We start from the raw sequence: 26,558 nt of genomic DNA on the forward strand, positions 1-26,558 counted from the left end.
GAAATCCAAGACGGCACCGCCGCGCGGGCGGCGTCCGTCCGGCTGTCAGTTCAGCTGGCGGGGCTGGTGCGGGCTGTCCAGCGAGAAGGCGGGAACCGCCACGTCGAAGGCCTCGCCGGCGCCCGTCTCGAACCGGTAGGAGCCGACCATGATGCCGGAGGGCGTGGGAAGCGGCGTGCCGCTGGTGTATTCGAAGCTGCCGCCGGGCTCCAGCACCGGCTGTTCGCCCACCACGCCGGGCCCGCGAACCTCCTGCACGCGCCCCAGCGCGTCGGTGATGTGCCAATAGCGCGTGCGCAGCCGGACGGTCTCCTGGCCTTCGTTCTCGATCCGGACGTGATAGGCCCAGACGTAGCGGCTTTCGGCGGGCATCGACTGCTCGTCGAGAAAGACCGGCTGGACGGTGACGCGGATCGCGCGGGTGACTTTCGTGTACATGGCGGCACTCCCGGCCCAGAGAATAGGGGCGGGGGAAAGCGCCTGTCCAGTGGTGGAGCGAGGGACACCCCCTCCGGATGCCCCGAGGCGGCGGGACGGGGGTGCGGCGATGCATGCAGGACACACCGGGAAGCCATGCGCAACGGACCGGTTCCGGCCCTTTCACGATCGCTTGAACCCCCTGTCCGCTGGTGTTATATGCGAGGTCCCTGCAACGGCCGAAGAGCCTTGCCCATGTCTCGTCCGCACAGCATCAGCATCCGACGACGACGCCATACCGCGCTGCGCGCGGTTGCGGCCGTCCTTGGGTCGCGTGCGGACGCTTCGGGTCTCCGCCGGCACTGATCCGGCGCTCCCCCGGCGCGGCGGCGCGGTCCGCCTCCGACCACAGTCCTTTTGCCGGGAAGCTCCTGACATGATGATCTCCCTGGAAGAGCCGCGGCACGACGCGGCGATCGAAGCCCTGCTCGACCGGTCCTTCGGCCCGGATCGTTTCAAGAAGACCGCCTACAAGCTGCGGGAGGGCGTTGCCCCGATCCCGGAGCTCGGCTTCGTCGCCATCGAGCATGACGAACTGGGCAACGAGATCCTGGAGGGCACGATCCGCTATTGGCCGGTGACCATCGGCGGCACGGTGCCGGCGCTCCTGCTCGGCCCGATCGCCGTGTCGGACCGGTTGCAGGGCGGCGGGCTCGGCAGCAAGCTGATCCGGATGAGCCTGAACAAGGCGGCGGCGCTCGGCCACCGGGCGGTGATCCTGGTCGGTGACGCGCCCTATTACGCGCGGTTCGGCTTCACGCGGGAGCTGACGCTCGACATGGCCCTGCCGGGCCCGGTCGATCTCGACCGCTTCCTGGGGCTGGAGCTGGTCCCCGGCGCCCTGGCCGGCGCCGCCGGCATGGTGACCGTCCCGGCGACGGACGAGGGCTATGGCGTGCCCGCGAACGAGGACGTGCGGCCGGCTTCCGGCGGCACCGCCTTGTTTCCGCGGCTGATCTCGCCGCTGGTGTCGGTTTTCGCCGCCTCCCCGCGGGAACTTGCCGAATCCCGCCTGTGGCATGCTCGAACCGCTTGAAAGCGGCGAAAGCGTCGCCTATAAACATGCGGCGCGCGGGTGTAGCTCAATGGTAGAGCAGAAGCTTCCCAAGCTTACGACGAGGGTTCGATTCCCTTCACCCGCTCCAACGACTTCCCTAGAAGATCAATGAGTTAGCGCCGAACCGGGATGCCCGGTGGTGCCTCGTTGTGCCTGATTCTGCCCCATGCTAGCTTACATCGGTGCTTACACAGGGCGTGTAAGCGGGCTGTAAGCCGAAGGCAGGCGAATCAACGCCCCCACGCGGAAAGCCCGCCCAGCGGCCGTGTGAGCGCCTCTCGTGTAAGCAGGGGGTGACACAGCATGGCCCGCGTCCGCCTCACCAAGACCCTTGTGGACGAGCTACAGCCGCCGGAGAAGGGGCAGGCCTTCGTCTGGGATAGCGAGGTGCCCGGCTTCGCCGTCCGTGCCACGCCCAGCGGTGCGAAAGCCTGGATCGTGCAGATGCGCGTTCGTGGTGGCAAGGAACGCCGCATGACCATCGGGTTCTGCAACAAGGTGCCGCTCGACAAAGCGCGCCAGGAGGCCCGGAAGGTTCTCGCCACCGCCGACCTTGGCCGCGATCCCGCCCAGGAGCGCAAGGAGGCGCGCGAGGTCAAGCCGGACATGAACCCGACGCTGACCGAGTTCGCGACTCGCTGGCTGGAGGAGGTCGCCGGACGGCGCAACCGCGCCGGCACCCTGAAGAACCGCCGCCTGCTGCTGAAGAACCACATCCTGCCGGTCCTTGGCGAGAAGCGCATTACGGACATCCGCCGCAAGGACATCGAGGACATGCACCACGGGATTTCCAAGCGCTTCCCCGTGGCTGCGAATCGGGCGGTGTCACTGTGCTCCGCCATCTTTTCCACCGCCGAGCGCTGGGGGATGCTGGCCGAGAACCCTGCCAACAAGATCGAGCGCAATGCGGAGGAAGGGCGCGAGCGGTATCTGACGCCAGAGGAGATTGCGCGCCTACAGACCGCTCTGGACCAGAGCCAGGCACAGGACTCCGCCGATGTGGTCCGCTTGCTGCTGCTGACCGGCGCTCGGGTTGGCGAAGTGCTGGCAATGCAATGGGGGCATGTGGACCTGAGCGTCGGCCTGTGGGTCAAACCGGCCGCGACGACGAAGCAGAAGCGTATCCACCGCGTCCCCCTCTCGCCCGCCGCCGTCGAGGTTCTGGCGAAGCGTCAGAGCGCCCAGGAGGCGAAGCAGCGCAAGGGCGAGCTGCCGCCGTGGGTCTTCTCCGGCGACGGCGCCAACGGTCACATGACGACCATCCGCACCTTCTGGGCGGCGGTCTGCCGCCGCGCCGGCATCGAAGGAGTTCGGGTGCATGACGTGCGCCACACCTTCGCCAGCTTGCTCGTGTCGTCGGGGGAGAGCCTGCCCGTGGTTGGGGCATTGCTGGGACACACCCAGGCCAAGACGACCAGCCGCTATGCTCATCTTCAGGATGATGCATTGAGAATTGCCACGAACCGTGTTGCGGGAATTACCGTATCTCTTCAGAAACAATAATCCTAAGCATTGTGATGGTTGGGAGGGAATATGGAGCGTGGACTTCCTTATGAAGACTTCCTTTATAATAAACTTGGATCAAAGATTGCCGATACAACAAATATTAGAAAGGGTTTAGGTGAAAAAGAAGGGATGGAATATGTTCACGATTTTATAGATATGTTTATTAATGGAGCAGTGGTTGCGTATGGGCGCCCTCGTGATGGTGATTTGCACAGCCAAATAACAAGAGAATTTTGGATCTACTTTAAGGCGCATGCCAAGATGAGAGATTTTTCATTTGATATCCGTGATGACCATTGGGGTGTTGTAGGCCCTACGTTTGGAAAGTGTTTTGTGGATGTCATTGTTAAGGAAACTAAAGAGATGCCGGCACTTCCTCGTAAGGGACGGGCTCCGAAATCTGGATGGAAGATTGTTGCGGCTATTGCATGCAGAGTAATAGAAAAGGAAAGCTATCCAGAAACCCAGGCAAAGATGATAGAAAAAATCGACGAAGAAATAAATAACCTTGGAATTAATCTCGACTATAGTCATGAAACCATAAAAGATTTCGTGTCTACTATATATAAATTTAAGCCAAGATAATTAGGTGAGGTTGGGGAAAGCCGTTTTTCCCCTTTCTTACCCTACTTACGTCGACAAGTACGCATCCGTGGGAAAAATGAGGGCCTCTTGACCGCTGAGAGGCACCTCGATGAGCAAACGTTCCATTCTACGCAAGTCTGCGGCAAACCCCCTCGAGAGGCTTTGCACGCCGGAGGAGGCGGGTGAAACTTTTGGAATTGCACCGCAGACGCTGGCCCATTGGCGCGTCCGTGGATGCGGTCCCCGCTATCTCACCCTGTCGGCGCGTTGCGTTCGATATCGGGTTTCAGACATACAGGAGTGGCTTGATGGCCGAACAAAGGAGTCGACAGCGGAAAACGATAAATCGTGACCGCCATGAAATTTCCCAGCGCGGCGGGTCAAGTTGCCTCTCGTCCAAACCATTTGATCGAACAACAAAGTAGTAGTTCGCACTCTCAACGGGTATCGCAAGAAACACCGATTGAGAATATTAATGACGTGGGAAAACATCTAAAATCACGCAAGCCGATTGTGGAGCGAATTATCAATGCGGGAGCCGAAATTCGATCATCAAAACCAAGTTCCATAAACTTTCTGCATTCAGTGTTGTGTCAAGTTGGATTGCCTCGTAGCTGCACCAAGGATGATAGCTTCGAGCGAACAAACGGAAATGTATCATTGTTATTGAGGGCAGGTTCGCTTTGGACAGGACGCGGGTGGGAAAAACAACCGCTTCCCTATGGGGCTATGCCCAGGCTGGTGCTGATTCACCTGTGTTCTGAGGCGGTCCGAACAAACTCACCGGTTATGCAACTCGGCGACAGCATACGCAGTTTTCTGCTGACGATCGGTGTTGATACCGGAGGACACGAATACAAGCGCTTCCAGGCACAGATGAAGGCTCTGGCGGCCTGCGAAATGCGGCTGGGCATCGGACAGACCACGGTACAAGCTCAGCCTATCGAACGTTTCGAGGCATGGCTACATGAGACAGGGAAGCAGGGAACGCTATGGCCGGGCACGTTAGAGCTTTCACTGCGCTTCTACGACACGTTGCGTCAATTCGCAGTTCCTTTGGACCCGCGCGCCCTGGGCGCCTTGCGGCACTCGGCGTTGGCCTTGGACACCTACACATGGTTGGCTCACCGGCTGCACCGTGTTCGGGCAGCAGCCGGCGCCAAGGTATCGTGGGCGAACCTTCGCGACCAGTTCGGACAGGAGTACAGCGACAAGAAGAACTTCAAGCGTGAAATGTGGAAAGCGTTGATAATGGCTATGGCGGTCTATCCCGAGGCCAGGGTCGAGCCCGTTGAGGGCGGCATACTTTTGCGACAGTCGCCCCCACCCATCGCGAAGGAGGCGTTCCCCGTCAAAACCCTTTGGTCGTGATGGTTCGGGACATCACCACCCCCTCGCAGGTGTGCGTATCGCGCGGGAAACTGCAAGGTTATCCACGGGACATTACCACCCCTTCGTTCGGGACTATGCCACCCCCGGCATTCGAGTCGGATACGGGAGATCACCACCCCATAATACCGGTAATATTATTCCTCTAAATTTCTTACCGGTGGTTGGATGGTCACCATCGGGGGATAATGCGCGGCGACCATGCTCCGCGGCGCGACCCCCGCGCTGACCGCGGAGGTCATGGACCACAGCCTCACCCATCCTACTCCATGGACAGTCTGGTAGGCAGAATGGCTTCGAGCTGCCGATACAGCTCGTTGCGCATCAACGTCAGCCGTTGACGCGTCATGATCCGAGTGTCGGCGTTGGCAATAACCTCCGCAAAGGTTCTTCGCTTCTCCAACATCTGGCGTAAATCTGTGCCAAAGGTCGCGGGATCTTTGTTCGGGATTTGAATGAGGCCGGCGTATCGGTGAAGATTGCTGGTATAAACCTTCATCTCTTTGAACGAGTGTCCGTCAGGGGCGATGATCGGGCCGAAAAATTCATTCAGCCACACGATGATTGGAACGCTGGGCGGCAGCGAGTGAATGGTCCGGCCCAAGCCTTCCAGTGTCTCAAGTTGGGCCGAGGTGCCCGCGACAACGGAGTGAACCATCACGTTCCACCCCCGGCTTTCCAACGGGCGCACGATTGAGCCATCGGCGAGACGATTGGCCAACGGGATGAACAGCGCTGGACCGATGTCGATCACCACGTCGCCGTGGTGGTCAAGCGCGGCGTCGATCATCTGGTTCACATCGGAAAGGTTCACGGTGCCGTCGGGCAGCACGTCGAGCGTCTGGGCGCGAAAGCGCCGATAGGTCGAGAAGGTGCTGTTCACCGGATCGGCGTCGAAGGCCAGCAGCCGGCCGTCGTTCTTGTGGCTGTCCTGGATGTACTGGGCGAGAACGCTGGCGACCAGGGTCTTTCCCACGCCGCCTTTGCCCTGAAGCACGATATGAACGAACGCCATGTTTGCACCTTTCAGTAAAGATCGCTGGAGGTCGGCTTGCTGTTACGGAGGAAGACCTGCGGCGGCGGTTCGGAACCGTGGGACGCCCGTTGCGGCGCGGGGGCCAGCGAGGGTAGCGGGGTGGCGGGAGTTGCGGCGCCGGACACCTCGGCCAAGGCGACGAAGCGCGGCAGCGATTTCTCGACGAGGTAGCGCTTCACGTAGATCTGGAACTGGCGAAGGCCAATGGGCACCTCGGCCGCGAACTGACGGTGGACCGAAGATACCGACCAGCCCTTGGTCAGTTCCACCCAGATCGCTTCCCGTCGCGCCAGAAACGCCACCCGTCCCGCTGTCGCCTGTAGTCGTGACATCATCAGCCTTCCCGTTTGTGCGTGCGAAGCTCTTAGTCAGCACATAATCCACAAACGCGGATTTGAAAATGAATTTCGCGCACACGCGAAGTATTGCGAATCGTTTTGCGCTGCATGGAGTAATTAAGAACCAAGTGGCATAACGCGACGATCCTCGTATGTACTGCGAATCAATTTTCATTTGCGTTGCAGGGCAGGATGGGTGATGTACCAGTACACTGGTCCATCACGTCCTTATTCGCCTGCGGCTCAACGGCTTCCTGCTCTGCGAGGCCAGCAGGCTCCGCCTGCACGTCGAGGAGTACGCCATGAAGAGAACGCCGCAGGGTGAAGGCACCCGCCGAACCACATCGCCCATCAACGTCTGGTGCTTGCCTGCAGAGCGCGCGGAGATCGAAGCGAACGCCAAGGCCGCCGGACTGTCCCTATCGACCTATCTGCGGGAGGTGGGACTCGGGACCAAGCCACGGAGCGTCGTGGACTATGAACAGGTAGCCGTGTTGGCCCGGACCCACGCCGACCTCAATCGACTCGGAGGCCTGCTCAAGATTTGGCTGACCAACGAGGAGAGGGAAAACCACCATCAGGTGTGCAACCTTCTTGAACGGATCGCCGATACAAGTGAAGCCGTTATCAATACCGCACGTAAGATAGTGATGTCCCCGTAGGACTGATCCGGTCTGGCGAAACTCCGACCGCAGCCGCATCTTACGCCGCCCCTCGCGCTTCCGGTTCTCTCTGTGTCTGCGTCGTCGCGGTCAGGATATCGCGTGGTGCTGCGCTCGCTGGCGTGGTGCCAACTGCACAGGGAAGGAGGTGAAACGATGAACGTCGTCGAGATGGAGGAAGCCGTATCCGCACTGGCGCTTCAGCCCTTCGATGCGGCGGAATTCCTCTATGAGCCCGTTTGAGAAAGGTGATTTGCCTGTTTTCGGTGTGGAAACAGGAGACAGGCGATGTGGACGAAGACCCATCGGGCGAAGCAGGCGCGGCAGGACCGGCGGTCGGAGCGGTATTCGACGGAACTGACGGACCAGAGTGGATATTGATCGAACCGCTGCTGCCTCGCCTGGCCAAGCGGGGCCAGCGGTGCAGCGTCGATCTGCGGGAGGTTCTGAACGCCTTTGGGGCTGGGATGAAGGGACATGGCCAGTTCCTTCCCGGAGAGCTGGAACCACTTCAGCCCAGGCAGCGTACCCCCATCACTCATTCCAGCCATTCCGCCAGCTGTGTCGAATGAGCGGATGAACCCCAACCCGACGCCGGTTGACACGTTAGCGATGTGGTTGCCTCTTTAGTGGGTGATCAAAGGCTGCTATCACAGCAGAGAATGCAAAGGGACGCACGCCAGTGACCACAATGGATCAGGAAGACCTCGCGGGACGCCTATGGAGCTTGTGCCATGTCCTGCGGGACGACGGCATCGTTTACCACAAATACCTATCTGAGCTTACCTACCTCCTGTTCCTCAAGAACGCGAAGCAGCTCGGCGCAGAGCGTGAGATTCCGCAGGGCTGTCGATGGGACGACCTCCTCGCAGCTCGAGGGCCCGGCATGCTGGGCTTTTATCGTAAGTTGCTGACGCGACTTGGCGAGGACGTTGTTGATGAGAACGTCCGCAGCATATTTTCCTTTCCAACAACCGTATTTTCCCACGACGAAAATCTCGAAAAGGTAGTTTCAGGGATTCAGGCTATTAATTGGCATGACTGCAGCCGTGATGACCTGGGATTGATCTATGAGAGCCTCCTGGAACGCAATGCGACGGAGGCCAGGTCTGGCTCTGGTCAGTATTTTACTCCAAGGCCATTGGTGGACGTGATGGTGCGAGTGACAAAGCCGCAGGCAGGCGAGACCATTTTTGACCCGGCGGCCGGGACTGGCGGCTTCCTTATCGCTGCGCATCGCGCAAATACATCTCGAACTGCGCAGGATCGCGTCTATCAAGGCTTGGAGATCGAGCGGGACACCTTCCGACTATGCCTCATGAACCTTTATCTCCACGGGATGAACGGCCGAGTGATCCACGGCGATGCGTTAACGACGGATTCGGAAGGTCTGCAGCCAGCGAACCTTATCCTAGCTAATCCGCCGTTCGGAATCAGCGCCGGTGGTGCACGCAAGCGGCGGGCCGACCTCCCTTATCCTACCGCAAACAAGCAACTCGCCTTCCTCCAGTATATCGGTCTCGCAATGGCCCACCGTGGACGCGCCGCAGTCGTGGTCCCAGATAATGTACTATTTGAGCCGGGAGTCGGTCTGCAGGTTAGACGGGATCTCATTGAGAATTTCGACCTGCACACTATACTGCGCCTGCCTGGGGGTATTTTTTATGCCCCTGGTGTGCGAACCAACGTCCTCTTCTTTAATCATCGCGATACCGAGCAGCCAGCAAACGAGGATGTATGGTTTTACGATCTCCGGACCGGCATGCCGACCTTCACGAAGCGCAAGACCCTCCAGGACGGCGACTTTAAAGATTTCGAGACCGTGTTTGGAGAGGATCCGTATGGTCGATCGCAGCGTACCCCGAGTGTGCGGTTCAAACCTGTATCCAAGGAAGAAATCCGAAGGCGAAACTACGATCTCGATATTCGGTGGACGGAGGACGCTCCTGAGGAGGGCACGCCCGACTTGGCCGATCTCATGACTCAGATGGACGACGCGCTCACTGAGGCACGCGCGGCCCTGTTGGAGATCAGCGCGATCGTGAGCGGTGTTGAGGAAATAGATGCCCCGAACTCAGGTGGATAAGGCAGTCATGACATTGATTGCGCCGGAAGAAGGCGGCAAGATCGAACTCGGTACGGTGGTCACCCAGATTCGGGTATCAGCGATGCCCGGCGACCTGCCAACAGGTACGTATTTCATTGGCCTAGAGGACATCGCGTCTCAAGATGGGCAAATTATCAATCTGTCTTATGCCTCCGATGTCCGAAGCCGAGTTATCCAATTCCAAAGCGGGGATGTTCTTTACGGCCGCCTCCGACCCTATTTGAGAAAAGCTGCTGTCGCTAACTTCGAAGGCTCTGCGTCCAGCGAGATCATTGTTCTTCGATGTACGGAAAAAATCCTTCCACGCTACCTGCTAACCCTTCTGCTGAGCGACGATTTTACTCAGTTTGTCAATGCGCGAACGAAGGGCGACCGCCCGAGAACATCTTTCGCGACGATTGCCAGCTATCAACTCGACCTTCCATCTCTGGAAGCCCAAGCAGAAGTCTGCACTTACGACAGTCGGCTTGTCGCAGCAGTGTCAAGGCTTTCAGAGGCCATGGCGGAACTGGAGCGCGCAGCCACGGCTCTCATGGAAACGACGCGGTCAAGGCTGATTTGGGGTGCGGGCGGGGAAAGATTCCTGGTTCCTCTGGCCGACCTTGTGAAGTCCATCGATTACGGCACGTCTACAAAAAGCGCTTACGGTGGTGTCGGCACACCAGTTTTGCGTATTCCCAACATTGCACCGTCTGGTGAAATCGACGCGACCGATCTCAAGTACACATCGATGAACCGGCGCGAGTATGAGCAGTATCGCCTTAGAGCGGGAGACATCCTTCTTGTTCGATCCAACGGAAGCCTTTCGCTGGTGGGACACGCTGCCAAGGTCGACGAGGTCCATGAGGGGTATGCCTTCGCGGGATATCTCCTACGTATGCGGCCTCGGGATGGCGTGTTGAGTGATTACCTGCTGGAACTCGTCCGCAGCGGTCCCTTCCGGCGAATGGTCGAGGCAGCGGCACGATCAAGCACTGGCATCAACAATCTGAGCGCCAAGCGCTTGTCCGCATTTCTTGTCCCACTCCTACCGATGGAACGCCAGGAGCGCATCGTCGATACACTGGCGCGTTTGTACAGTGTCGTGGCCTCGTCTTCGCAAAACCTGAGCGAAGTGCTGTCCTGCGCAAATGCGCTTCAGAAGACCGTGAGGCGGGGCTGGTTGAGGCACTCTGAATCGCAAGCGTTGGAGCAACCGACCAGTACGAACCGTGGCGAGCGCGCTAGTCCTGATCATTTGAACGCAAGGGATCTGCATATGGACGAGGATATCGAAACTATGCTGTTGCGGCGCCTAGACGCAATGCCGTCCAGAGCGGGCAGTTTCGAGACACTCTCCGAGGGCGTGCAGGCGGATTATGATGCGCTTCGGGATGCAGTATATAAACTGCTTGCGGCGAATCCGCCAGGCTTAGAGCAGGTTTTCGATGAGCAAAGTGGCTCAATCATATTGCGGAGGCCGAAATGAGGCTGGTCTACCTCAAGGTTTACGAGGCTGAGGCGTGCGGAAATTTACTGAACGGACTAAGCTTATCTCTTGATAGAGGTGACATCAAAGATAATCAGCCATTTTCCACTCTTTGTCTGGTTGGGCGTAATGGCTCAGGAAAGTCGCAATTCCTACAAATCATTGCCGAGATTTTTCAGGATGCGTGGCACACCTGCGCGGAAGATCAAGAGAGAGCCGACGCCAATAGAGGGTTAACATTCGAGTTAATTTATGACTTCGACCACGCCGTCCTCGAGCAACAAAGGGTGAGGCTGTCACGATTGGCCTCTCATAGGCGTCGCGCAGCGGTGCGCATGGAGAGGGAAGGAAGCGAAGGGTGGACAGAGGTGCCGTCCGACGACCCACTCTACGGCGAACTGCTGCCGCCGATTGTGGTTGGCTATACCTCTGGCGACAATGAGACGCTCAGCCTGCCCTTTTTCAAGAGCCGAGCGGGCTACGCGAAGGACGTGAGTTCGGCGGCACTGGATCCAGAAAGGCGGACAAGGGAGGTTCCCGACAATAGACTGCTTCTGATTGATTACGGCACCAATCTAGAAGTATTGATCGCCAACCTGATGCTGGGCTCCGAAGAACTCCGCGGAAAGATGCTCGAGCATGCCGCCCTTGCAGAACTAGCCTCCTGGCGATGCATAATTCAGCTCGAGCCTTCCACTATAACTCGAACGAAGCCGATAAATGGTCGCCGAGGCGTGAAGTTGACCGAGGAATTGGAGACCATCCTGCTCAAGCTGCGGGCATGTTCGACCTGCCAACACCATGATAGTGGCTCGGATACTTATACTCTGGACTTTTTTGTTAACGGACAGAGCCGTGCTGCCTTTAGGAAACACTGGAACGATGCTGCAGAGCTTTACCGCTCATTCCACAAACTTGCGATGCTCAACGATCTTGCCATCCCGAAGAAGGTGCGCAATCGCCTAACACGCCAGATCATGAGAGGGCATTTCGCGACACGACTACCGGAGCCACAGGACGAGCAGAAGGTATTCAGGTTCGAGGAGGTGCGATTTCACGCCAAAAAGGCTGGAGAAGCTCCAGTCGATTATGTAGCGCTATCCGACGGAGAGCATCAACAAGCACAGATCTTTGGCGTATTCTCAATGATCACTGATGCCAATGCGCTCTTCCTGCTTGACGAGCCGGAATCTCATTTCAATCCACAGTGGCGCGTCAAATTCATAAACCGACTAATGTCGATACCTATCCCTAAGGTGACGCCCCGGGAGGTAATTCTAACATCCCACGCCCCGTTCGTCCCCTCCGATATGCGGCGCGAGCAGGTGATCATTTTCAAAAGGACTAAAGACGGCATTGAGGCGCGCAATCCCTCCAACGAGACCTTCGGGGCAAGCTTTGATCGCATCCTAAAGGACTGTTTCGAGATCGAGCCACCCATCTCGCAAGTGGCGCGCGACGAGATCAAACGCCTTACGGAAGAGGCCGGGGTAGAAGAAATCGAGGAAGCTCTTCCCAAGATCGGGGCATCTGTAGAAAAGGCCTTTTTGATCGACCGACTCAATCAAATGAAGGGCGGAGGCGAATAGTTGCTGTTCAATTTTCCACCGAATCCAGTTCAGTCAAACTGGTTTCAGGACTTCCTGATCGATATGGTTAAGGAGGTTCTTAACGCAAGAATATCTGGTGTGGCCTCCAAGTTATGGAAAGCGCTTCTGCCCCCGGCGCATTCAGATGTGCTTTCCGCCCGCCATGGCTTAAAATCGCGTTATGAAAAGCTGAATAAAGCAGCTCAGAGTCTCTCCGTCGCCCAAGCCCAACACCTACTTGCTCTGGTCGGCTCCGCCAGCTACTACAAGGACGTACTGTCTGGTATTATACCCTATCAGACACCGCTTGGGATTACGGATGATTTCGAACAATCCCTGAAGTCGCTGTTTGACTTTTCGTTTGACCTTCTCGGCAAATTAAAAGGCGTGCCGGCCGACGGGCGGACCATTAGAGACGCCTTATACCATCGTGCCTATCATGCTATGCCAGGGCACTACTGTCCATTCTGCGGTATCGATCGCTTCGATGCTCCTCATCCGGATATGCCACGCCACGCGCTGGACCATTATTTGGCGATCTCCATCTACCCTATTTTCGGGACCCATCTGCCGAACCTTGTGCCGATGTGTGGGCGCTGCAACAGTAGCTTCAAGCTCGCAACCGATATGCTCACAGCCGAGGATGGTAACGCTCGGCCCTGCATTGACCCCTACGGAGGGCAGACGGCGAAGGTTTCGCTGATGAACAGCTCCCCCTTCGGGGGCGCGGGAAATGACCAGATGCCTCAATGGGTAATTGATTTCCAGCCCCCACTACAGGCGTTTGAGACCTGGGATAAGGTCTTCAGCATCCGATTGCGTTACAAGGAAAGCCTGCTGAATGCGGAGTACAAGTCCTGGCTGGGGGATTTCGCACGGTGGGTTGTGGATAGCCAGCTCACTGTGACCAACAACGTGGATGCCAGCACCGTTCTCAGGAGATGGGCTTCCCTTTGTCCCGAGCTGAGCGACCAAGGTTTCATCAAACGGCCTATGTTCGAGATGCTCGCAGCATCTGCGTTGCGGGCGGACCCAATAGGAGATCGCGTCACTAAGCTAGTCAAAACTCTATGCGCGCTATGACAATTGCCCGCCTCCGTCCTTTTCCAAATCCTGTTTGGAACGGCTCATGCAGGGTTCTGGCGGGACAGCGCTGTGTGATTCACCGGACGGCCACCCTGCCGCGCCCTACCCCGACGGCAGCGCAGCCGCAGCACCTATGCCTGGACAAGGGCTACGATTACGATGGCCCGCGGCAGATCGCCTACGACTGCGGCCTCACCGCCCACATCCGGCGCCGGGGCGAGGATCGACCGCCCCCCCCGCCCAGCCCGGCAAACCACGAGGGTGGGTGGTGGAGCGGGCGCACTCCTGGCTGAACCGCTATCGGCGCATCCTGGTCCGCTGGGAAAAGCTCGCCCTCACCTACGAGGCCATGCTCCACATCGTCTGCGCCGTCACCGTCTGGGAGTTCGTCTCCCTACTGGAATAGGTTCTTAGTCCTACAGTTGAGCCTGAGAGGCTGGGGGGTATGAGCTGTTGAAGGGAGTCTCCGTTTTTGGAGGCTCCCATGACCGCAGCCCTGGATGTGTTGACGGGGTGGCCGGCGCGGCTCGATGAGCTGTTCGGCCGCATTTCCAATGAATTCGCGCGTGCCGAGCCGCGTCGGCAGGCCCGCAAGTACCTGGAAGGGCTGCTCGGAGGCGCCAAGCGCAAGAACGGCTGGCAGTTGGCCGAACAGATCGGCGACGCCCGGCCCTGGCGCACGCAGCGGGTGCTCAGCCATGTGCTGTGGGACCAAAACCATGTCCGCGACGTATGCCGCGCCTACGTCGTCGAGCAACTCGGCCGTGACGGTGTGCTCATCGTTGATGAAACCGGCTTTCTCAAGAAGGGCGAGCACTCCGTCGGCGTGGCCCGGCAATACTCCGGCACCGCCGGGCGCATCGACAACTGTCAAGTCGGTGTGTTCCTGGCCTACGCTACCGAGCGTGGCCACGCACTGATCGACCGCCGCCTCTACCTGCCCGAGGACTGGCTGGATGACGTGCATCGGCGCGAGGGGCGCATCCCGGCCGACGTGGCGTTCGCCACCAAGCCGGCGATGGCGCGGGCGATGATCGCGCAGGCCCTGGATGCCGGCGTGCCGTGCGGCTGGGTGGCGGCGGACGCGCTCTACGGCTCGGACAAGAGCCTGCGCGTGCTGCTGGAGCAGCGCGCGGTTCCCTACGTGCTGGCGGTGCGCGGCAACGAGGTGCTCAACGTCCTGACCGCTGAGCGCGAGTTCCTCCACCTCAAGGCCTCGGCCTTGGCCGACCTCGTGCCGGAGGATGGCTGGAAGCGGCTGAGCGCCGGCGTCGGCGCCAAGGGGCAGCGCTATTACGACTGGGCCCGGTTGCGCCTGTTCCGGCTTCAGGAACCGCCCTGGGATCACTGGCTGCTGATCCGCCGCAACCGCAAGGACCACGCCGACAAGGCCTACTACGTCACCTTCGGGCCGATGGAAACCACCTTGGCGGAGTTGGTACGGGTGGCCGGGTGGCGGTGGGCGATCGAGGAATGCTTCGAGATCGCCAAGCAGGATTGCGGATTGGCCGATTACGAGGTCCGCAGCTGGCACGGCTGGTACCGGCACATCACCCTCGCGATGCTGGCGCTCGCCTTTCTCGCCGCCATGCGCCGGCGGCTCAATGTGGAAAGGGGGGCGGCAGCCGTACGCCATTCGAGCCGATTGCCTACAGCATGCCGGAGATCCGCCACCTCATCGCCGCCCTTCAGAGGCAATGTCCACCCGGGCTCACCTTGATCCTCGGTTGGTCGGTGTGGCGGCGAACCCATCAAGCCGTCGCCCGTGCGTATCACTGGGGCCGCCAGCTCATGCCCAGGCAACCTCAACTGTAGGATTAGAGTGCGTAACAAAACCGGCTGGGAGCGGTTGGTAGGGGCATGGCAGCCCCTCTTGTTTGCGACGCCTTGTGGGCGATCATCGAGCCTCTGATCCCGCCGGAGCCGCCCAAGCCAAAAGGCGGACGGCCCCGGTTGGACGATCGTGCGGCGTTGACCGGCATCCTGTTCGTGCTGCGCACGGGCATCCCTTGGGAGCTCCTGCCGGTGGAGATGGGCTGCGGCTCGGGTATGACCTGCTGGCGGCGTCTGCACGAGTGGCATCGGGCTGGCGTGTGGGAACGGCTGCATCGTGTGCTGCTCGACCGGCTCGGCTATGCCAACGCCATCAACTGGGATCGTGCGGCGGTGGACAGCGCCAGCGTCCCGGCAAAAAGGGGGGTGAGGAGACCGGCCCGAACCCGACGGATCGCGGCAAGCCGGGCTCCAAGCGCCACATCCTCGTCGATGCTAACGGCATCCCGCTCGCCCTGAGGATCTCGCCAGCCAACCGGCACGACAGCAAGCTGCTGGAGGCGCTGGTCGATGCCGTGCCGGCGATCCGCCAGTGTGCGGGCCGGCCCCGGCGGCGACCGGCCAAACTGCATGCCGACAAGGGCTACGACTTCGCTCACTGCCGGCGGGCGCTGCGCCAACGAGCGGTCATTCCGCGGATTGCCCGGCGTGGCGTCGAAAGCAGCGAGCGTCTCGGCCGATACCGATGGGTGGTCGAGCGTACGCTCGCTTGGTTTGCCCGCTTCCGCCGCATCGCCGTCCGCTACGAACGGCGCGCCGACATCTTCACTGCCTTTCACCATATCGCGGCCAACCTCATCTGCTGGCGCTTCGTCCAGAGATGGTTCTGTTAGGCGCTCTTAGCGCATTGCAACTTACATAGCAGCTTACTTTTCTGTGCACGAGAGCGAAATACTATGTAATATCAATACAATACAGCAGGAATTCCAGAGCTTCCCAAGCTTACGACGAGGGTTCGATTCCCTTCACCCGCTCCAACATCTCCCTTAAAATCAGACGTCTGCTGGAGCCCTGACATTGAGGGCGCACAGGCGTGTGGGGTGGCCGCGGACACTGGTCCGGCGGCCTGATCCCCGTTGTGAAATCGGTGCTTACCGGTGCTTGCCGTTGTTGGAGGTCAAGGCGCCGACCGCGGCGCCGGCCGCGCCGCCGATCACGCCGCCCATCACCGCGCTGCCCCCCGTCAGGGCGCCGACCGCGGCACCGCCCGCGGCACCGATGGCGCCACCCGACAAGGTCCGCTGTTCGCGGTGGCTGAGGTTCGAGCAGCCCGTCAGGACAAGGCCGCCAACCACGATCACTGCCAGTTTCTTCACCATGATCCTACCCGTTTTCTTCCCTGCATTCTTGGATGCCGCCAGCCTCGGAAAGCAGCGGTCAAGCCTGCGCTTGTGGCGCATGCTTACGGAATGAACACGCCTTTGCGTGTGACTATTCCGGGGCGGAGAGCCGTCCGTTCCATCCCTAAGAGGGCCGGTTCGCTCCCCCTTCCTTCCTCGAAATAGGGGGCCAGAGGCGTCCTGCAAAGCCGCTGGTGGTGATGTTTGGCTAACAGCCAAGAAACTATAATAAAAATCAGGTTATTGTTCGTTTACCTTTCTCCGCGTCGAAAGGTTGCACGGTTTCGGAGGTGTTTCCTCTTTACTTCATCCAGGCCGCGTGGAAGGTTCAGTGTCCTAACGACCTGCGCGACATTGAGGACGCAGGCCTATCGGAAACGTCCCAGGATGCCCCACATGCTGCATCTTTCCAGGCCGCAGGCCCATGCCGTCCTCCCGGCGAGCCGCCCGAGCGACCGCCGCGAACGGCACCCGCTGCAACTGGTGAGTGCCCATCCGTGCGCGCCAGCCTTTGAGCGCTCGAATGCGGCAATGCATCCAGCGGTGTCGGCAGCAGATGCGGCGGTTGGCCACTCCACGTCCAAGGCCCGTTCCGGCTTCGACGGGGAGCCGCTGGCCCGCGTCATCCACATGGCGGCCACCGGCGTGTGGGTGGTGAAGCGTCAGGGCCGGATGCTCGAAATCGGCGGGCGGCTTCATTGGAGTTGCCCGCGCTCCCTCGCGTCGGACGCCGAGCGGGCCGGCGTCGCCCTGTCCGATCTGGTCATGAACACCGGTCGCCAAGCCTGACCCGGCGGGACAAAGCAAGGCGGTGAAAAAGAACGAGCGGCGCCCGGAGGTGCCGCTCGTTCGCATGGTCCGGCCCGGATGGGGCGCCGGTCAGCGCTCCATGGTCACGGCCTTGATGGTTTCGACGCGGATCTCCTCGGTCAGCCGTTCCTTGTAGGCGGCGAACTCCGGGGTGGTCTTGACCTTGTAGGAGCGGGGGTGCGGCAGATCGATCGGGATGTCGCACTTGATGCGGCCGGGGCGGGCCGACATCACCACGACGCGGCTGGCCATGAAGATGGCCTCGTCGATGTCGTGGGTGACGAACATCACCGTCTTGCGGTCGGCCTCCCAGATGCCCAGCAGCAGCTCCTGCATCAGCTCGCGAGTCTGGTGGTCCAGCGCGCCGAAGGGCTCGTCGAGCAGCAGCATCTTCGGGTCGTTGGCCAGCGCGCGGGCCAGCGCCGTGCGCTGCTGCATGCCGCCGGACAGCTGGGCGGGGTGGTGGTTCTCAAAGCCCTTCAGCCCGACCTGGGCCAGGAAGCGGTCGGCGATCGCCAGCTGCTCCGCCCGCGGCAGGCCGCGCTCGCGCAGGCCGAAGCAGACGTTGTCGCGCACGGTCAGCCAGGGGAACAGCGTGTAGGACTGGAAGACCATGCCGCGGTCCGGGCCGGGGCCCGACACCGCCTTGCCCTCCAGCAGCACCTCGCCGGCGGTGGGGGTTTCCAGACCGGCGACGATGCGCAGCAGCGTGGACTTGCCGCAGCCCGACGGCCCCAGGATGGTGATGAAGTCGTTGTCGGCGACCTCCAGGCTCGTCGGCACCAGCGCGCGGGTCGGCGCCGTGCTGTTGCGGCCGGGGAAGGTCTTCTCGACGTTGCGGATGGACAGCTTGCTCATGGCCGGCGCTTATCGTCCTTTGGCCCACGGGAAGAGACGGGCGTTGAGCGCCCGGAACAGCAGGTCGGTGATCAGGCCGATCACGCCGATGATGAAGATGCCGAAGATCATCTGCCCGGTGTCGAGGAAGCGCTGGGCGTCGATGATCATGTGGCCGATGCCGCGCGACGCGCCCACCAGCTCCGCCACGATCACGTAGGTCCAGGCCCAGCCGAGCACGAGGCGCAGCGCCTCGAAGATCTGCGGCGAGGCGGCGGGCAGCAGGACGCGCAGCACCACGCCGTCGCGCTTGGCGCCCAGCGTGTAGGCGGCCTCCACCAGATCGCTGCGGATGCCCGACACGATGACCGTCACCATGATGATGAGCTGGAAGACGGAGCCGATGAAGATGACAAGGATCTTCTGAAGCTCGCCCACGCCCGCCCACAGGATCAGCAGCGGGATGAAGGCCGAGGCCGGCAGGTAGCGGGCGAAGGACACGAAGGCCTCGAAGAAGGCCTCCACCGGCTTGAAGGCCCCCATCAGGATGCCCAGCGGCACCGCCAGGGCGGCGGCCATGACGAAGCCGGCGAAGACGCGCCAGACCGTGACGGCGATGTCCTCGGCGAAGCCGAACTCCCGGAACAGCGCGATGCCCGCCGTCAGCGTGTCGCCGGGCGAGGCCAGGAACAGCGGCTTCACGAAGCCGCCGTAGGTGGCGATGCCCCAGCCCAGGAAGAACAGCACGAAGCAGGCGATGCCCAGCACCGTGCGCAGCGCCGGAGCGACCGGCTTCAGCGGAGTGAAGAGGGGGGACATGGGATTGGCGGACCGTTGTCGGGTTTGGAAGGCGGTGCCCCCTCCCTAACCCTCCCCCGCCTTCGGCGAGGGAGGGAACTCAACCCCCTCTCCCGCGAAGCGGGGGAGGGCTGGGGGAGGGGGCAGGAACTTACTTAACGAAGGACGTGTCGGTCATGCTGTCCAGGCTCGGCGGCGCCTTGCGGATCAGCTTGGCCTCCAGCATCACGTCCTGGACCTCCTTGATGAAGGTCGGCATGGTCTTGGTCAGATACTCGATGTTGCCGGCCTTGTCGTACCAGAGCACGGTCTTCGCGGAGGAGGCGAACTGCTCCGGCGTCTGGTTGACGTCGCGGGCCATGATCTCGAAGGCCTTCTTCTCGTCCTTCTTGATCTCGTCCAGCGCCTCGAACCAGCTGTCGACGAAGGCCTTCACGACCTTCGGGTTCTTCTGGATGTAGTCGGGCTGGAAGGCCAGCGTGTCGATGATGACGCCCGGCGTCTGGTCCGACGTGACGATGATCTTGCCGTTGGCCTCGCGCACCTTGGACAGGTACGGCTCATAGGTCACGGCGGCGTCGAACTGGCCGGCGACGAAGGCGTTGGCGGCGTCGGACGGCTGGAGGTTGACGGTCTGCACCTCGCCGATCGACAACCCGTTCTTCTTCAGCACATAGGCCAGCCAGAACTGCGGCACGCCGCCGTACTGCACGGCCACCTGCTTGCCCTTCAGGTCGGCGAGGCCGTTGATCGCGTCGCGCACGACGATGCCGTCGCCGCCGTGCGAGCTGTCGAGCACCAGCACCTGCGTCACGTCCACGCCGGAGGAGGCGTAGAGCAGGTGCGTGTCCACCGTGGTGGTGATCGCCTGCACCTCGCCCGCCGCCATCGCCTGGTGGCGGTTGGACGTCGGCATCTTCTTGATCTCGACCTCGATGCCGTTCTTCTTGAAGATGCCGGTTTCCTTGGCCAGCGTGATCGGTGCGAAGCCGGTCCAGCCGCTCATCGCCACGGTCACCTTGGTCTGCGCCGAGGCCGAAACCGCGCACAGCCCGGCGACGGCCGCCGCCAGGGCTCCGGCCATCCACGACGTCTTCCTCATGATCCCCCGCTCCCGGTTCTGAAGGTGTCTTTTGATCGCGCCGGGCGGCAGACCGCCGCCCACGCATCCGTGTGCCGCATTGTGCACGCGCGCGGGGCGGGTGGGAAGAGACGGGCCGATGCGGCGGCGCAAGCCTGACCTTCGTTGGAAGGCGCGGGGGAAGCTCTTGCAACCAAAGGCTAATTGGGATGCTTGCGTGCCCAATCCATATACCAACTGAACAAAGTGCGACGGGTGTATGCCGTTCTTTTGGGCACCACAGAGGGGAGGCCGGACCGATGCGCTCCATGGACCCGATGAAGCCGCCGCTGAACCCGCCGGCGAACCCGCCGATGACCGCGACGGACCGCCAGCGCACGCTGGACTATTTCGAACGACTCGGCCGGGACAAGGTGCGGCTGTACAGCGCCATCGACTGCGACCGCTACCTGGGCGGCTGGCAGGTGCGCGAACTGGCCGACCAGTGGCTGGCCGAGAAGGCCGAGGAGGAGCGCCCGGTGCCGCTGTGGCGGAGGATCGTGCGGCGGCGCTGACGCCGCCGTACGCTTTCCTTGCGTCTGCGCCGCCTCGGGCCGTTTACGCCGCCCCGGCGTTCGCCATCATCTTGCGCAGGTCGTTGGGGAAGACCGGCTTGTGCAGGATGCTGAAACCGTTGCGGCGGGCCTCGTCCAGCCGTTCCGGGGCGGTGTCGCCGGTCAGGATGATGCCCGGCACGTCCTTGCCGACCAGCCCCTGCACCGCGGCCAAGGCCTCCGGACCGGTCCGCCCCTGCTGGAGCTGATAGTCGGCCAGCACGATCTGCGGACGCCGACCGTCGGCGCGCAGCCGCTCCAGCGCCTGGTCGCCCGACCGCGCGGTCAGCACGCTGTAGCCCCAGCCCTCCAGCATCGCCTTCAGGCCGAGCAGGATGATCGCCTCGTCGTCGATGACCAGCACCATGCCCTTGGTCGCGCAGTCGTTGGCGGCCTGCCGGAAGAGGTCCATGGCGGGCGGCGGCGCGGCGGCGCGGGTCCTCTCCACGACGACGCGCGGCATCTCCACCGAGAAGACCGAGCCGATCCCCTCCTTCGAGCGCACGCGGACGCGGTGGTCGAGCAGCTTCGACAGGCGCTTGACGATGGCGAGGCCGAGGCCCAGCCCGCGGTCGCCGCTGCCCTGGATCTGGGTGAACTCCTCGAAGATGTCCTCCAGCCGGTCGGCGGGGATGCCGACGCCGCTGTCCCACACCTCGACGCGCAGACGGTCGGGGCCGCTGCGGCGGCAGCCGATCAGGATGCGGCCCTGACGGGTGTAGCGCAGCGCGTTCTCGATGAGATTGCGCAGGATGCGCTCCAGATGCGACGGGTCGGTGCGCACCCAGGCCCGCGTCGGCACGGCGCGCAGCTCCAGCCCCTTCTGGGCGGCGCGCGGCGCGTATTCGGCGACCAGACGGCCCAGCACCTGGCCCAGGCGGACCTCCGCCGGGTTGGCGGCGATCTTGCCGGACTCCAGCCGCGACATGTCGAGCAGACCGTCGAGCAGGCCCTTCAGCGTGTCCAGCGCCTGACGCATGTTGTCGAGCAGCGGCAGGCTGGGATGGCCCTGCAGGCGGTCGCCCAGCGCCGCGGCGAAGAGGTAGAGCGACTGCACGGGCTGGCGCAGGTCGTGGCTGGCGACGGCCAGGAACTTGGACTTGCCGGCGGCGGCGTGCTCCGCCGCCTCCCGCGCGCGGCGCAGGTCGGCCTCGGCCTGCTTGCGGCCGGTCACGTCGACGGCGGCGCAGGTGATGCCGGCCAGCGCGCCGTCGGGGCCGCGCAGCGGGTCGATGGTCATGTCGTAGAAATGGTCCTGCCCGGCGCGGCGGATGCGGACCTCCTCGCGCACGCCCTCGCCGGTCTCCAGCGCCCGGCGCTTGATGGCGGTCAGGGCCTCGGCGTCGTCGGCGTCCTCGAACACCTCGGCATCGGTCTTGCCCACGACGTGCTCCGCCGTGAAACCGAGCGCCGGGTTGTGCATCCAGGTGTAGCGCAGGGCGCAGTCCTGGTTGAACACCACGACGCCGGAGTTGCGCAGCGCCGTGCGGAAACGCTCGTTGGCGACGCGCAGCGCCTCCTCGGTGGACTTGCGCTCGGTGATGTCGATGCCCGAGACGATCAGGTGGGTGATCCGCCCGTCGGGGCCGCGCATCGGGGTGACCCGCATCTCCATGATCGCCGCACGGTCCCCGGCGATGCGCACCGGCGCGTCGAAGCGCGCGGAGTCGCCATGGGCGGCGCGCTCCACCGCCGCGCGCAGGCGGTCGCCCGCGGCGCCGGCGAAGGCGCGCCGGCAGGCCTCGTGGAAGGGATGGCCGACGATCTGCTCGACCGGCAGGCCGGACGCCTGGACGGCGGTCTGGTTGACCTGAAGAACGTCGCCGTCCGGGCTCAGCACGCCGACGAAGGTCGGCAGGGCGTCCAGAACGGCGCGCAGATGCTCCTCCGAGCCGCGCAGCGCGCGCTCGCGGGCCTCCAGCGTCTCGGCCATGGCGTCGAAGGCGCGGCCGAGCTGGCCGATCTCCGACTTGCGGTCGACCAGACCGGCCCGCGCGCTGGAGTTGCCGGCGCTCCACCCCTGGGTGGCGCGGATCAGCGCCTCGACCGGACGGCGGATGAACAGGGTGCCGCCGATCCAGGCGGCCAGGATGGCGACCAGCAGGCCGGTCAGCGTCATCAGCAGGCCCTGGCGGGTGGCGCGGTCGATGGTGCCGGCCACGGCGGTGTGGTCGAGCCCGACGCTGATGAAGAGGTCGCGCGTGCCCTGGCGGGACGGCGAATAGGCCAGCACCCGCGCCACCCCATCCATCCCCGGCAGGGTGGTGACGCCGCCGCGGTTCTCGTTCAGCAGGTCCAGATAGGGCCGCGGCACGCGCTCGCCGCGCTGGGCGATGCCGTTGGGCAGCTTGACCAGGATGGTGCCGTTGCGGTCGGTGACCAGCAGGCTGGCGTTCTCGGGCAGGGGGCGCGCGGCGAAGTTGGTGGCCAGCCAGGGCAGGTCGAGGCCGAGCGTCACCACCCCGGTGACCGTGCCGGCCTCGTCGCGGAAGGGGACCGCGAAGGGCAGCATGGCGGTGCCGGGCTCCGCCGCCGGGCCGGGGGTCGTCCATTCGCCGACGACGAAGCGGCCCTCCTCCAGCGCGCGGCGGACATAGGGGCGCTGGGCGTTGGCGAGGCCGGAGGCGGCCGACGCGCGGTCGGGCGTGGCGCTGCACAGGAGGGTGCCGTCGCGGTCGAGGACGGACAGGTTGCGGTATTCGGGCGCGCGCTGGGCGAGCCGGATCAGGTGGGCCTGGCATTGCGCGTAGTCGCCGGACCGCAGGGTGGCCGATTCCGCGATGGAGGTGACCATCAGACGGGCGCCGTCGACGATCCGGGCCTGTTCCCCCTCGACCAGATGCAGCAGCCGCTCGGCCTGGGCGGCGACTTCCTCGGCACGCTCCGCACGGAACTGGAACACGCTGTAGGCCTGGATGCCCAGGGCCGGCAGGACGGCCAGAAGCACCAGCAGGAAAAGGCGGGCCAGCAAGGTCATCGTGTCACAGGCTCCCATCGGGCGGGAAAGCAGTCGGAACCAAAAGTCCGCTATCGTTTCGCCTGTGTTCCGAATAACCTTTGCATGGTTAAATCGCAGTTAATGGTCAGGATTTATTTTCTTACAGATTGGCAACCTGCGGGATTTCTGCTGGAAATAAAGGGGTAGGTGGGGTGGGTGTGTCAAAGATTTACTTCTGAATTTCTCCTAAAATTTTTGGATCTTCAGCATCGAAAGAGGTAATCACCACCACTTTTGACGGTCGGATCCGGAAGGCGGTCATTCTGGGGCCGCACCGGACGCCGCGCCCCGCCATCGTGGGGAACGGGCGCCCGGCGCTCCGCGGCAACTCAGGCCAACAGGTCGACGCCCTGCGAGCCGCGCGGCGCCAGGGACGAGAAGGTCTTCTGCGCGCCGGTCAGGTCGCCCGACTGAAGCGCGCTGTTCATGCTTTGCAAAGCCGTCTTGAACAGCTCGGCGACCGATGTCGAGGAGGAGGATGTCGACGAGGAGGACGATGAGCCGCCGTCCGACGCCTCCTTTAGAAAGGACAGCAGCGACGAGACGGAGTCCTGCGCTCCCGGCAAGTCGCCCGATTGCAGCGACTGCGACAGGCTGCCCATGGCGTCCTTCATCGCGTCCGGCGGGCCACCGGCACCGCCCGGCGGCGGGCCCGGAGGCGGGCCGCCCGCGCCGCCCTGTCCACCGGCGCCCTTCGGGCCGTTCGCCGCGAAGGCCTGCTGGACCTGGGTGACGTCGCCGGTCTGCAGCGCTTCGCCCACGGCGGTCAGCATCTTGGTAAGGGGGGAGTTGGCGTCGGACGCCGAACCGCTCCCGCTTTGCAGCTTGGACAGGGACTCGTAGGCGCTCTGAATCGAATCGAGGTCGCCGGATGTGACGGCGTCCTTCAACTGGTGCAGGCCCTCGCGCACCTCCTTGCCCGGTCCGGTGGGCCTCTGCTGGGCGATGCCGGACGCGGCCGATGACGTCACGCTCGAAATGGACATGGCGGTCTCCTTCGTCCCGCGCCGTTCCGCGCCGTGCAGGCGGAGTTCGGCTTGTACGGGTCGGGTTGCGGATGTCGGATTGGACGCGCCCCGGCCGCGACTCCTGCGCGGCGGCCGGGAAATATTTCTCCGTATCTCTCCCAGGAGGAGGTGCCCTGGGTCGATGGACTCTCGTTGCGCAACCTTTGGTAAATGCGGGGTGCCTGACCCTTCCGAACCGGATCGCCCGCTTCCTGTGGAGGGGGAGCGTGCTACAGTGCAGGCCCCGCCGTTCCGGAAGACCCGTTTGCCGTCGAAGATCCACCACCGTCCGCTGGTCCTTCTCGTGTTGGCCGCGCTGCTGCCGCTGGTTGTCCTGTCCGCAGGTCTGGGCGGCGCGTGGCTGCGCGGGCAGCAGAGCGCGATGGAGGCCAACGCCGTAGCGCTGGTGGACCGGCTGTCGGCCCTGGTGGACCGGGAGCTGTCGGCGCAGATCGACGCGCTGAAGGCGGTGGCGGCGTCGCCCCTGCTGGACGGTCTGGCCACGGGCCGCGACGTCGATGCCGTGACCTTCTTCGAATACGCCGAGCGGGTGCAGGGCGCGCTTCCCCTATGGTCGACCATCGTCCTCAGCGACGTCGAAGGGAACCGGCTGGTCGACGCCCCCTTCCTGGTCGGCGGTGTCCGGGGCAGGGTGCTGGACATCGACAGCCACCGGCGCGTGGTGGAGACGGGCAAGCCGGCGGTCGGCACGATCCTGCGCGGCCCGCGCGGCGCCTACGCCTTCCCCATCCGCGTTCCGGTGACGCGCAACGGCGCGCCGGTCGCCGTCCTGTCGGCGGTGGTGATGCCGGAGGGCTTCCAGAGCCTGCTGTTTGGCAACCGCCTGCCGCCGGGCTGGATCGCCGCGGTCATCGACGCCGAGGGACGTCTGGTGGCACGGGCCGGCGGTGAGCCGGACATGATCGGGCGCCACGCCAGTGAAAACGCGCTTCGCGCCCGCCGCACCGCCGACAGCGGCGTTTACGACGGAATGACCCTGGAGGGCGCTCCGACAGTGGTCGCCTTCCGCACGCTGCCCGACTATGGGTGGTCGGTCCATTTCGCCATCCCGCAGGACGTCTACCGGGCGCCGGTCTCCAACGCGGTCTGGCTGGTCGGGGTGGGGGCGCTGGCCAGCCTGACGCTGGCCGGCGCCTTCCTGTGGCTTCTCGCCCGCGAGTTGCGGCTGCGCCGCCGCCAGGAGACGGCGCGGGAGGAAAGCCTGCGGCTGGAGGCCCTGGGCCGGATGACCGGCGGCGTCGCCCACGACATTGCCAACCTGCTGACCGTCGTGAAGAGCGGCATCGCCGCCATCCGCAGCCGCCCCAACGATCCGGAGCGCATCGCCCGCGTGCTGCCCGAGATCGAGGGGGCGGTGACGCGCGGGCAGGCGCTGATGCGGCAGATGGCCGCCTTCGGCCGGCGCAGCGTCTACGAGCCGGTGCCCTTCCGCCTCCAGGACCGCAAGGCGTCGCTGGAGGCCCTGCTGGCGCGCTCCGCCGGCAGCGCGGTGGACACCGCCCTGATCGTTCCGGACGATCTCTGGTCCATCCTGGCCGATCCCGAGGCCATGGAGGTGGCGCTGCTCAATCTGGCGGTGAACGCCCGCGACGCCATGCCGGACGGCGGCACGCTGACCATCCTGGCGGAGAACCGCGGCCTGCCGGGGCGGCGGGGCGACGACACCGGGCTGACCGGCGATTTCGTGGCACTGGCCGTCCGCGACACCGGGACCGGCGTCCCGCCGGAGCATCTGCGCCGGATCTTCGAACCCTTCTTCACCACCAAGCCGGAGGGCAAGGGCACCGGGCTGGGACTCAGCCAGGTCTTCGGCTTTGCCCGGCAGTCGGGCGGGACGGTCACGGTGACCAGCACGGTCGGGGCCGGCTCCACCGTGACGCTCTACCTGCCGAGGGCGCGGGCGGGCGACTCCCCCGGCTGAGACGGTCCGGGGGGGCGAT

At 63.2% G+C, this 26,558-nt stretch carries 24 protein-coding genes, 1 tRNA gene and 1 pseudogene; 17 read left to right on the forward strand and 9 right to left on the reverse strand.

The window, feature by feature from the left end:
- Positions 1-45 precede the first annotated feature (45 nt).
- Positions 46-438, reverse strand: a complete 393-nt coding sequence (apaG, locus tag ACWPN5_RS02035) for a Co2+/Mg2+ efflux protein ApaG (RefSeq protein WP_114859762.1) — start codon at positions 436-438, stop codon at positions 46-48.
- A gap of 415 nt (positions 439-853) precedes the next feature.
- On the opposite strand from apaG, the gene ACWPN5_RS02040 reads away from it, so the two are divergent.
- The 5 genes from ACWPN5_RS02040 to ACWPN5_RS02060 all read left to right on the forward strand — a co-directional run bounded on the left by ACWPN5_RS02040 (position 854) and on the right by ACWPN5_RS02060 (position 4,996).
- Positions 854-1,513 carry a GNAT family N-acetyltransferase gene (locus ACWPN5_RS02040; protein WP_200479690.1) on the forward strand — a complete coding sequence of 220 codons (660 nt, stop codon included), beginning with the start codon at positions 854-856 and terminating at the stop codon, positions 1,511-1,513.
- A 35-nt stretch (positions 1,514-1,548) separates the two neighbouring features.
- Positions 1,549-1,622: transfer RNA gene (locus tag ACWPN5_RS02045), tRNA-Gly, on the forward strand.
- A gap of 215 nt (positions 1,623-1,837) precedes the next feature.
- Positions 1,838-3,037 (forward strand): tyrosine-type recombinase/integrase, encoded by a 1,200-nt coding sequence (locus ACWPN5_RS02050; protein WP_492293962.1) that lies wholly within the window; start codon positions 1,838-1,840, stop codon positions 3,035-3,037.
- 30 nt (positions 3,038-3,067) lie between these two features.
- Positions 3,068-3,625: a hypothetical protein gene (locus ACWPN5_RS02055; RefSeq protein WP_492293964.1), complete on the forward strand. Its 558-nt coding sequence runs from the start codon at positions 3,068-3,070 to the stop codon at positions 3,623-3,625.
- A 357-nt stretch (positions 3,626-3,982) separates the two neighbouring features.
- On the forward strand, positions 3,983-4,996 hold the full coding sequence (locus ACWPN5_RS02060) for a replication protein RepA (RefSeq protein WP_492296343.1): 1,014 nt from the start codon (positions 3,983-3,985) through the stop codon (positions 4,994-4,996).
- Between the two features lie 280 nt (positions 4,997-5,276).
- Here the strand turns inward: ACWPN5_RS02060 and ACWPN5_RS02065 are convergent, their stop codons facing one another.
- Both ACWPN5_RS02065 and ACWPN5_RS02070 read right to left on the reverse strand, forming a co-directional pair.
- Entirely contained in the window at positions 5,277-6,029 is a 753-nt protein-coding gene (locus tag ACWPN5_RS02065) for a nucleotide-binding protein (protein WP_492293966.1), read from the reverse strand.
- 11 nt (positions 6,030-6,040) lie between these two features.
- Positions 6,041-6,385: a hypothetical protein gene (locus ACWPN5_RS02070; protein ID WP_492293968.1), complete on the reverse strand. Its 345-nt coding sequence runs from the start codon at positions 6,383-6,385 to the stop codon at positions 6,041-6,043.
- A gap of 305 nt (positions 6,386-6,690) precedes the next feature.
- On the opposite strand from ACWPN5_RS02070, the gene ACWPN5_RS02075 reads away from it, so the two are divergent.
- The 9 genes and pseudogenes from ACWPN5_RS02075 to ACWPN5_RS02115 all read left to right on the forward strand — a co-directional run bounded on the left by ACWPN5_RS02075 (position 6,691) and on the right by ACWPN5_RS02115 (position 15,966).
- Positions 6,691-7,050 carry a plasmid mobilization protein gene (locus ACWPN5_RS02075; protein WP_492293969.1) on the forward strand — a complete coding sequence of 120 codons (360 nt, stop codon included), beginning with the start codon at positions 6,691-6,693 and terminating at the stop codon, positions 7,048-7,050.
- Positions 7,051-7,155: 105 nt separating this feature from the next.
- Positions 7,156-7,293 (forward strand): hypothetical protein, encoded by a 138-nt coding sequence (locus ACWPN5_RS02080; RefSeq protein ID WP_492293971.1) that lies wholly within the window; start codon positions 7,156-7,158, stop codon positions 7,291-7,293.
- A gap of 448 nt (positions 7,294-7,741) precedes the next feature.
- Positions 7,742-9,136, forward strand: coding sequence for a class I SAM-dependent DNA methyltransferase (locus ACWPN5_RS02085; protein WP_492296345.1), 1,395 nt, complete (start codon positions 7,742-7,744; stop codon positions 9,134-9,136).
- A 7-nt stretch (positions 9,137-9,143) separates the two neighbouring features.
- A complete protein-coding gene (locus tag ACWPN5_RS02090; RefSeq protein WP_492293973.1) occupies positions 9,144-10,625 on the forward strand; it encodes a restriction endonuclease subunit S in 1,482 nt (493 codons plus the stop codon).
- Positions 10,622-12,214 (forward strand): restriction system-associated AAA family ATPase, encoded by a 1,593-nt coding sequence (locus ACWPN5_RS02095; RefSeq protein ID WP_492293975.1) that lies wholly within the window; start codon positions 10,622-10,624, stop codon positions 12,212-12,214. Before ACWPN5_RS02090 ends, ACWPN5_RS02095 begins: the two co-directional genes overlap by 4 nt.
- Entirely contained in the window at positions 12,215-13,297 is a 1,083-nt protein-coding gene (locus ACWPN5_RS02100; RefSeq protein ID WP_492293977.1) for an HNH endonuclease, read from the forward strand.
- Positions 13,298-13,550: 253 nt separating this feature from the next.
- A pseudogene (locus ACWPN5_RS02105) lies at positions 13,551-13,706 on the forward strand (transposase); the annotation flags it as partial.
- Positions 13,707-13,784: 78 nt separating this feature from the next.
- A complete protein-coding gene (locus tag ACWPN5_RS02110; protein WP_492293979.1) occupies positions 13,785-15,020 on the forward strand; it encodes an IS701 family transposase in 1,236 nt (411 codons plus the stop codon).
- Positions 15,021-15,160: 140 nt separating this feature from the next.
- Positions 15,161-15,966 (forward strand): IS5 family transposase gene (locus ACWPN5_RS02115; protein ID WP_492293981.1). Its coding sequence is split into 2 segments (ribosomal slippage): positions 15,161-15,488 and positions 15,488-15,966, totalling 807 coding nucleotides; the frame shifts between segments, so codons are not numbered across the junction.
- Between the two features lie 258 nt (positions 15,967-16,224).
- Here ACWPN5_RS02115 and ACWPN5_RS02120 read toward each other — a convergent pair.
- On the reverse strand, positions 16,225-16,452 hold the full coding sequence (locus tag ACWPN5_RS02120; protein ID WP_014238634.1) for a YMGG-like glycine zipper-containing protein: 228 nt from the start codon (positions 16,450-16,452) through the stop codon (positions 16,225-16,227).
- Between the two features lie 417 nt (positions 16,453-16,869).
- Between ACWPN5_RS02120 and ACWPN5_RS02125 the strand changes: the two genes are divergently transcribed.
- The gene (locus tag ACWPN5_RS02125; RefSeq protein ID WP_492293983.1) at positions 16,870-17,262 is read left to right on the forward strand and encodes a hypothetical protein; all 393 of its coding nucleotides are present in this window, start codon (positions 16,870-16,872) and stop codon (positions 17,260-17,262) included.
- A gap of 90 nt (positions 17,263-17,352) precedes the next feature.
- On the opposite strand, the gene ACWPN5_RS02130 is transcribed toward ACWPN5_RS02125, so the two are convergent.
- From ACWPN5_RS02130 to ACWPN5_RS02140, 3 genes are all read right to left on the reverse strand, one after another.
- Positions 17,353-18,141 (reverse strand): ABC transporter ATP-binding protein, encoded by a 789-nt coding sequence (locus tag ACWPN5_RS02130; RefSeq protein WP_014238630.1) that lies wholly within the window; start codon positions 18,139-18,141, stop codon positions 17,353-17,355.
- 9 nt (positions 18,142-18,150) lie between these two features.
- On the reverse strand, positions 18,151-18,939 hold the full coding sequence (locus tag ACWPN5_RS02135) for an ABC transporter permease (protein ID WP_038529855.1): 789 nt from the start codon (positions 18,937-18,939) through the stop codon (positions 18,151-18,153).
- Between the two features lie 130 nt (positions 18,940-19,069).
- Positions 19,070-20,020, reverse strand: a complete 951-nt coding sequence (locus tag ACWPN5_RS02140) for an ABC transporter substrate-binding protein (RefSeq protein ID WP_145682469.1) — start codon at positions 20,018-20,020, stop codon at positions 19,070-19,072.
- A gap of 278 nt (positions 20,021-20,298) precedes the next feature.
- On the opposite strand from ACWPN5_RS02140, the gene ACWPN5_RS02145 reads away from it, so the two are divergent.
- Complete coding sequence (locus ACWPN5_RS02145) at positions 20,299-20,553, forward strand: hypothetical protein (RefSeq protein ID WP_492293985.1); 255 nt, start codon at positions 20,299-20,301, stop codon at positions 20,551-20,553.
- A 43-nt stretch (positions 20,554-20,596) separates the two neighbouring features.
- Here ACWPN5_RS02145 and ACWPN5_RS02150 read toward each other — a convergent pair whose 3' ends face one another.
- Positions 20,597-23,569, reverse strand: coding sequence for a PAS domain-containing protein (locus ACWPN5_RS02150; protein WP_492293987.1), 2,973 nt, complete (start codon positions 23,567-23,569; stop codon positions 20,597-20,599).
- A gap of 350 nt (positions 23,570-23,919) precedes the next feature.
- Positions 23,920-24,576, reverse strand: coding sequence for a hypothetical protein (locus ACWPN5_RS02155; protein WP_145682466.1), 657 nt, complete (start codon positions 24,574-24,576; stop codon positions 23,920-23,922).
- A 286-nt stretch (positions 24,577-24,862) separates the two neighbouring features.
- On the opposite strand from ACWPN5_RS02155, the gene ACWPN5_RS02160 reads away from it, so the two are divergent.
- Positions 24,863-26,539, forward strand: a complete 1,677-nt coding sequence (locus tag ACWPN5_RS02160) for an ATP-binding protein (RefSeq protein WP_492293989.1) — start codon at positions 24,863-24,865, stop codon at positions 26,537-26,539.
- The last annotated feature ends 19 nt before the right edge of the window (positions 26,540-26,558 follow it).

The sequence above is a fragment of the Azospirillum sp. UENF 211521 genome, assembly GCF_058780535.1.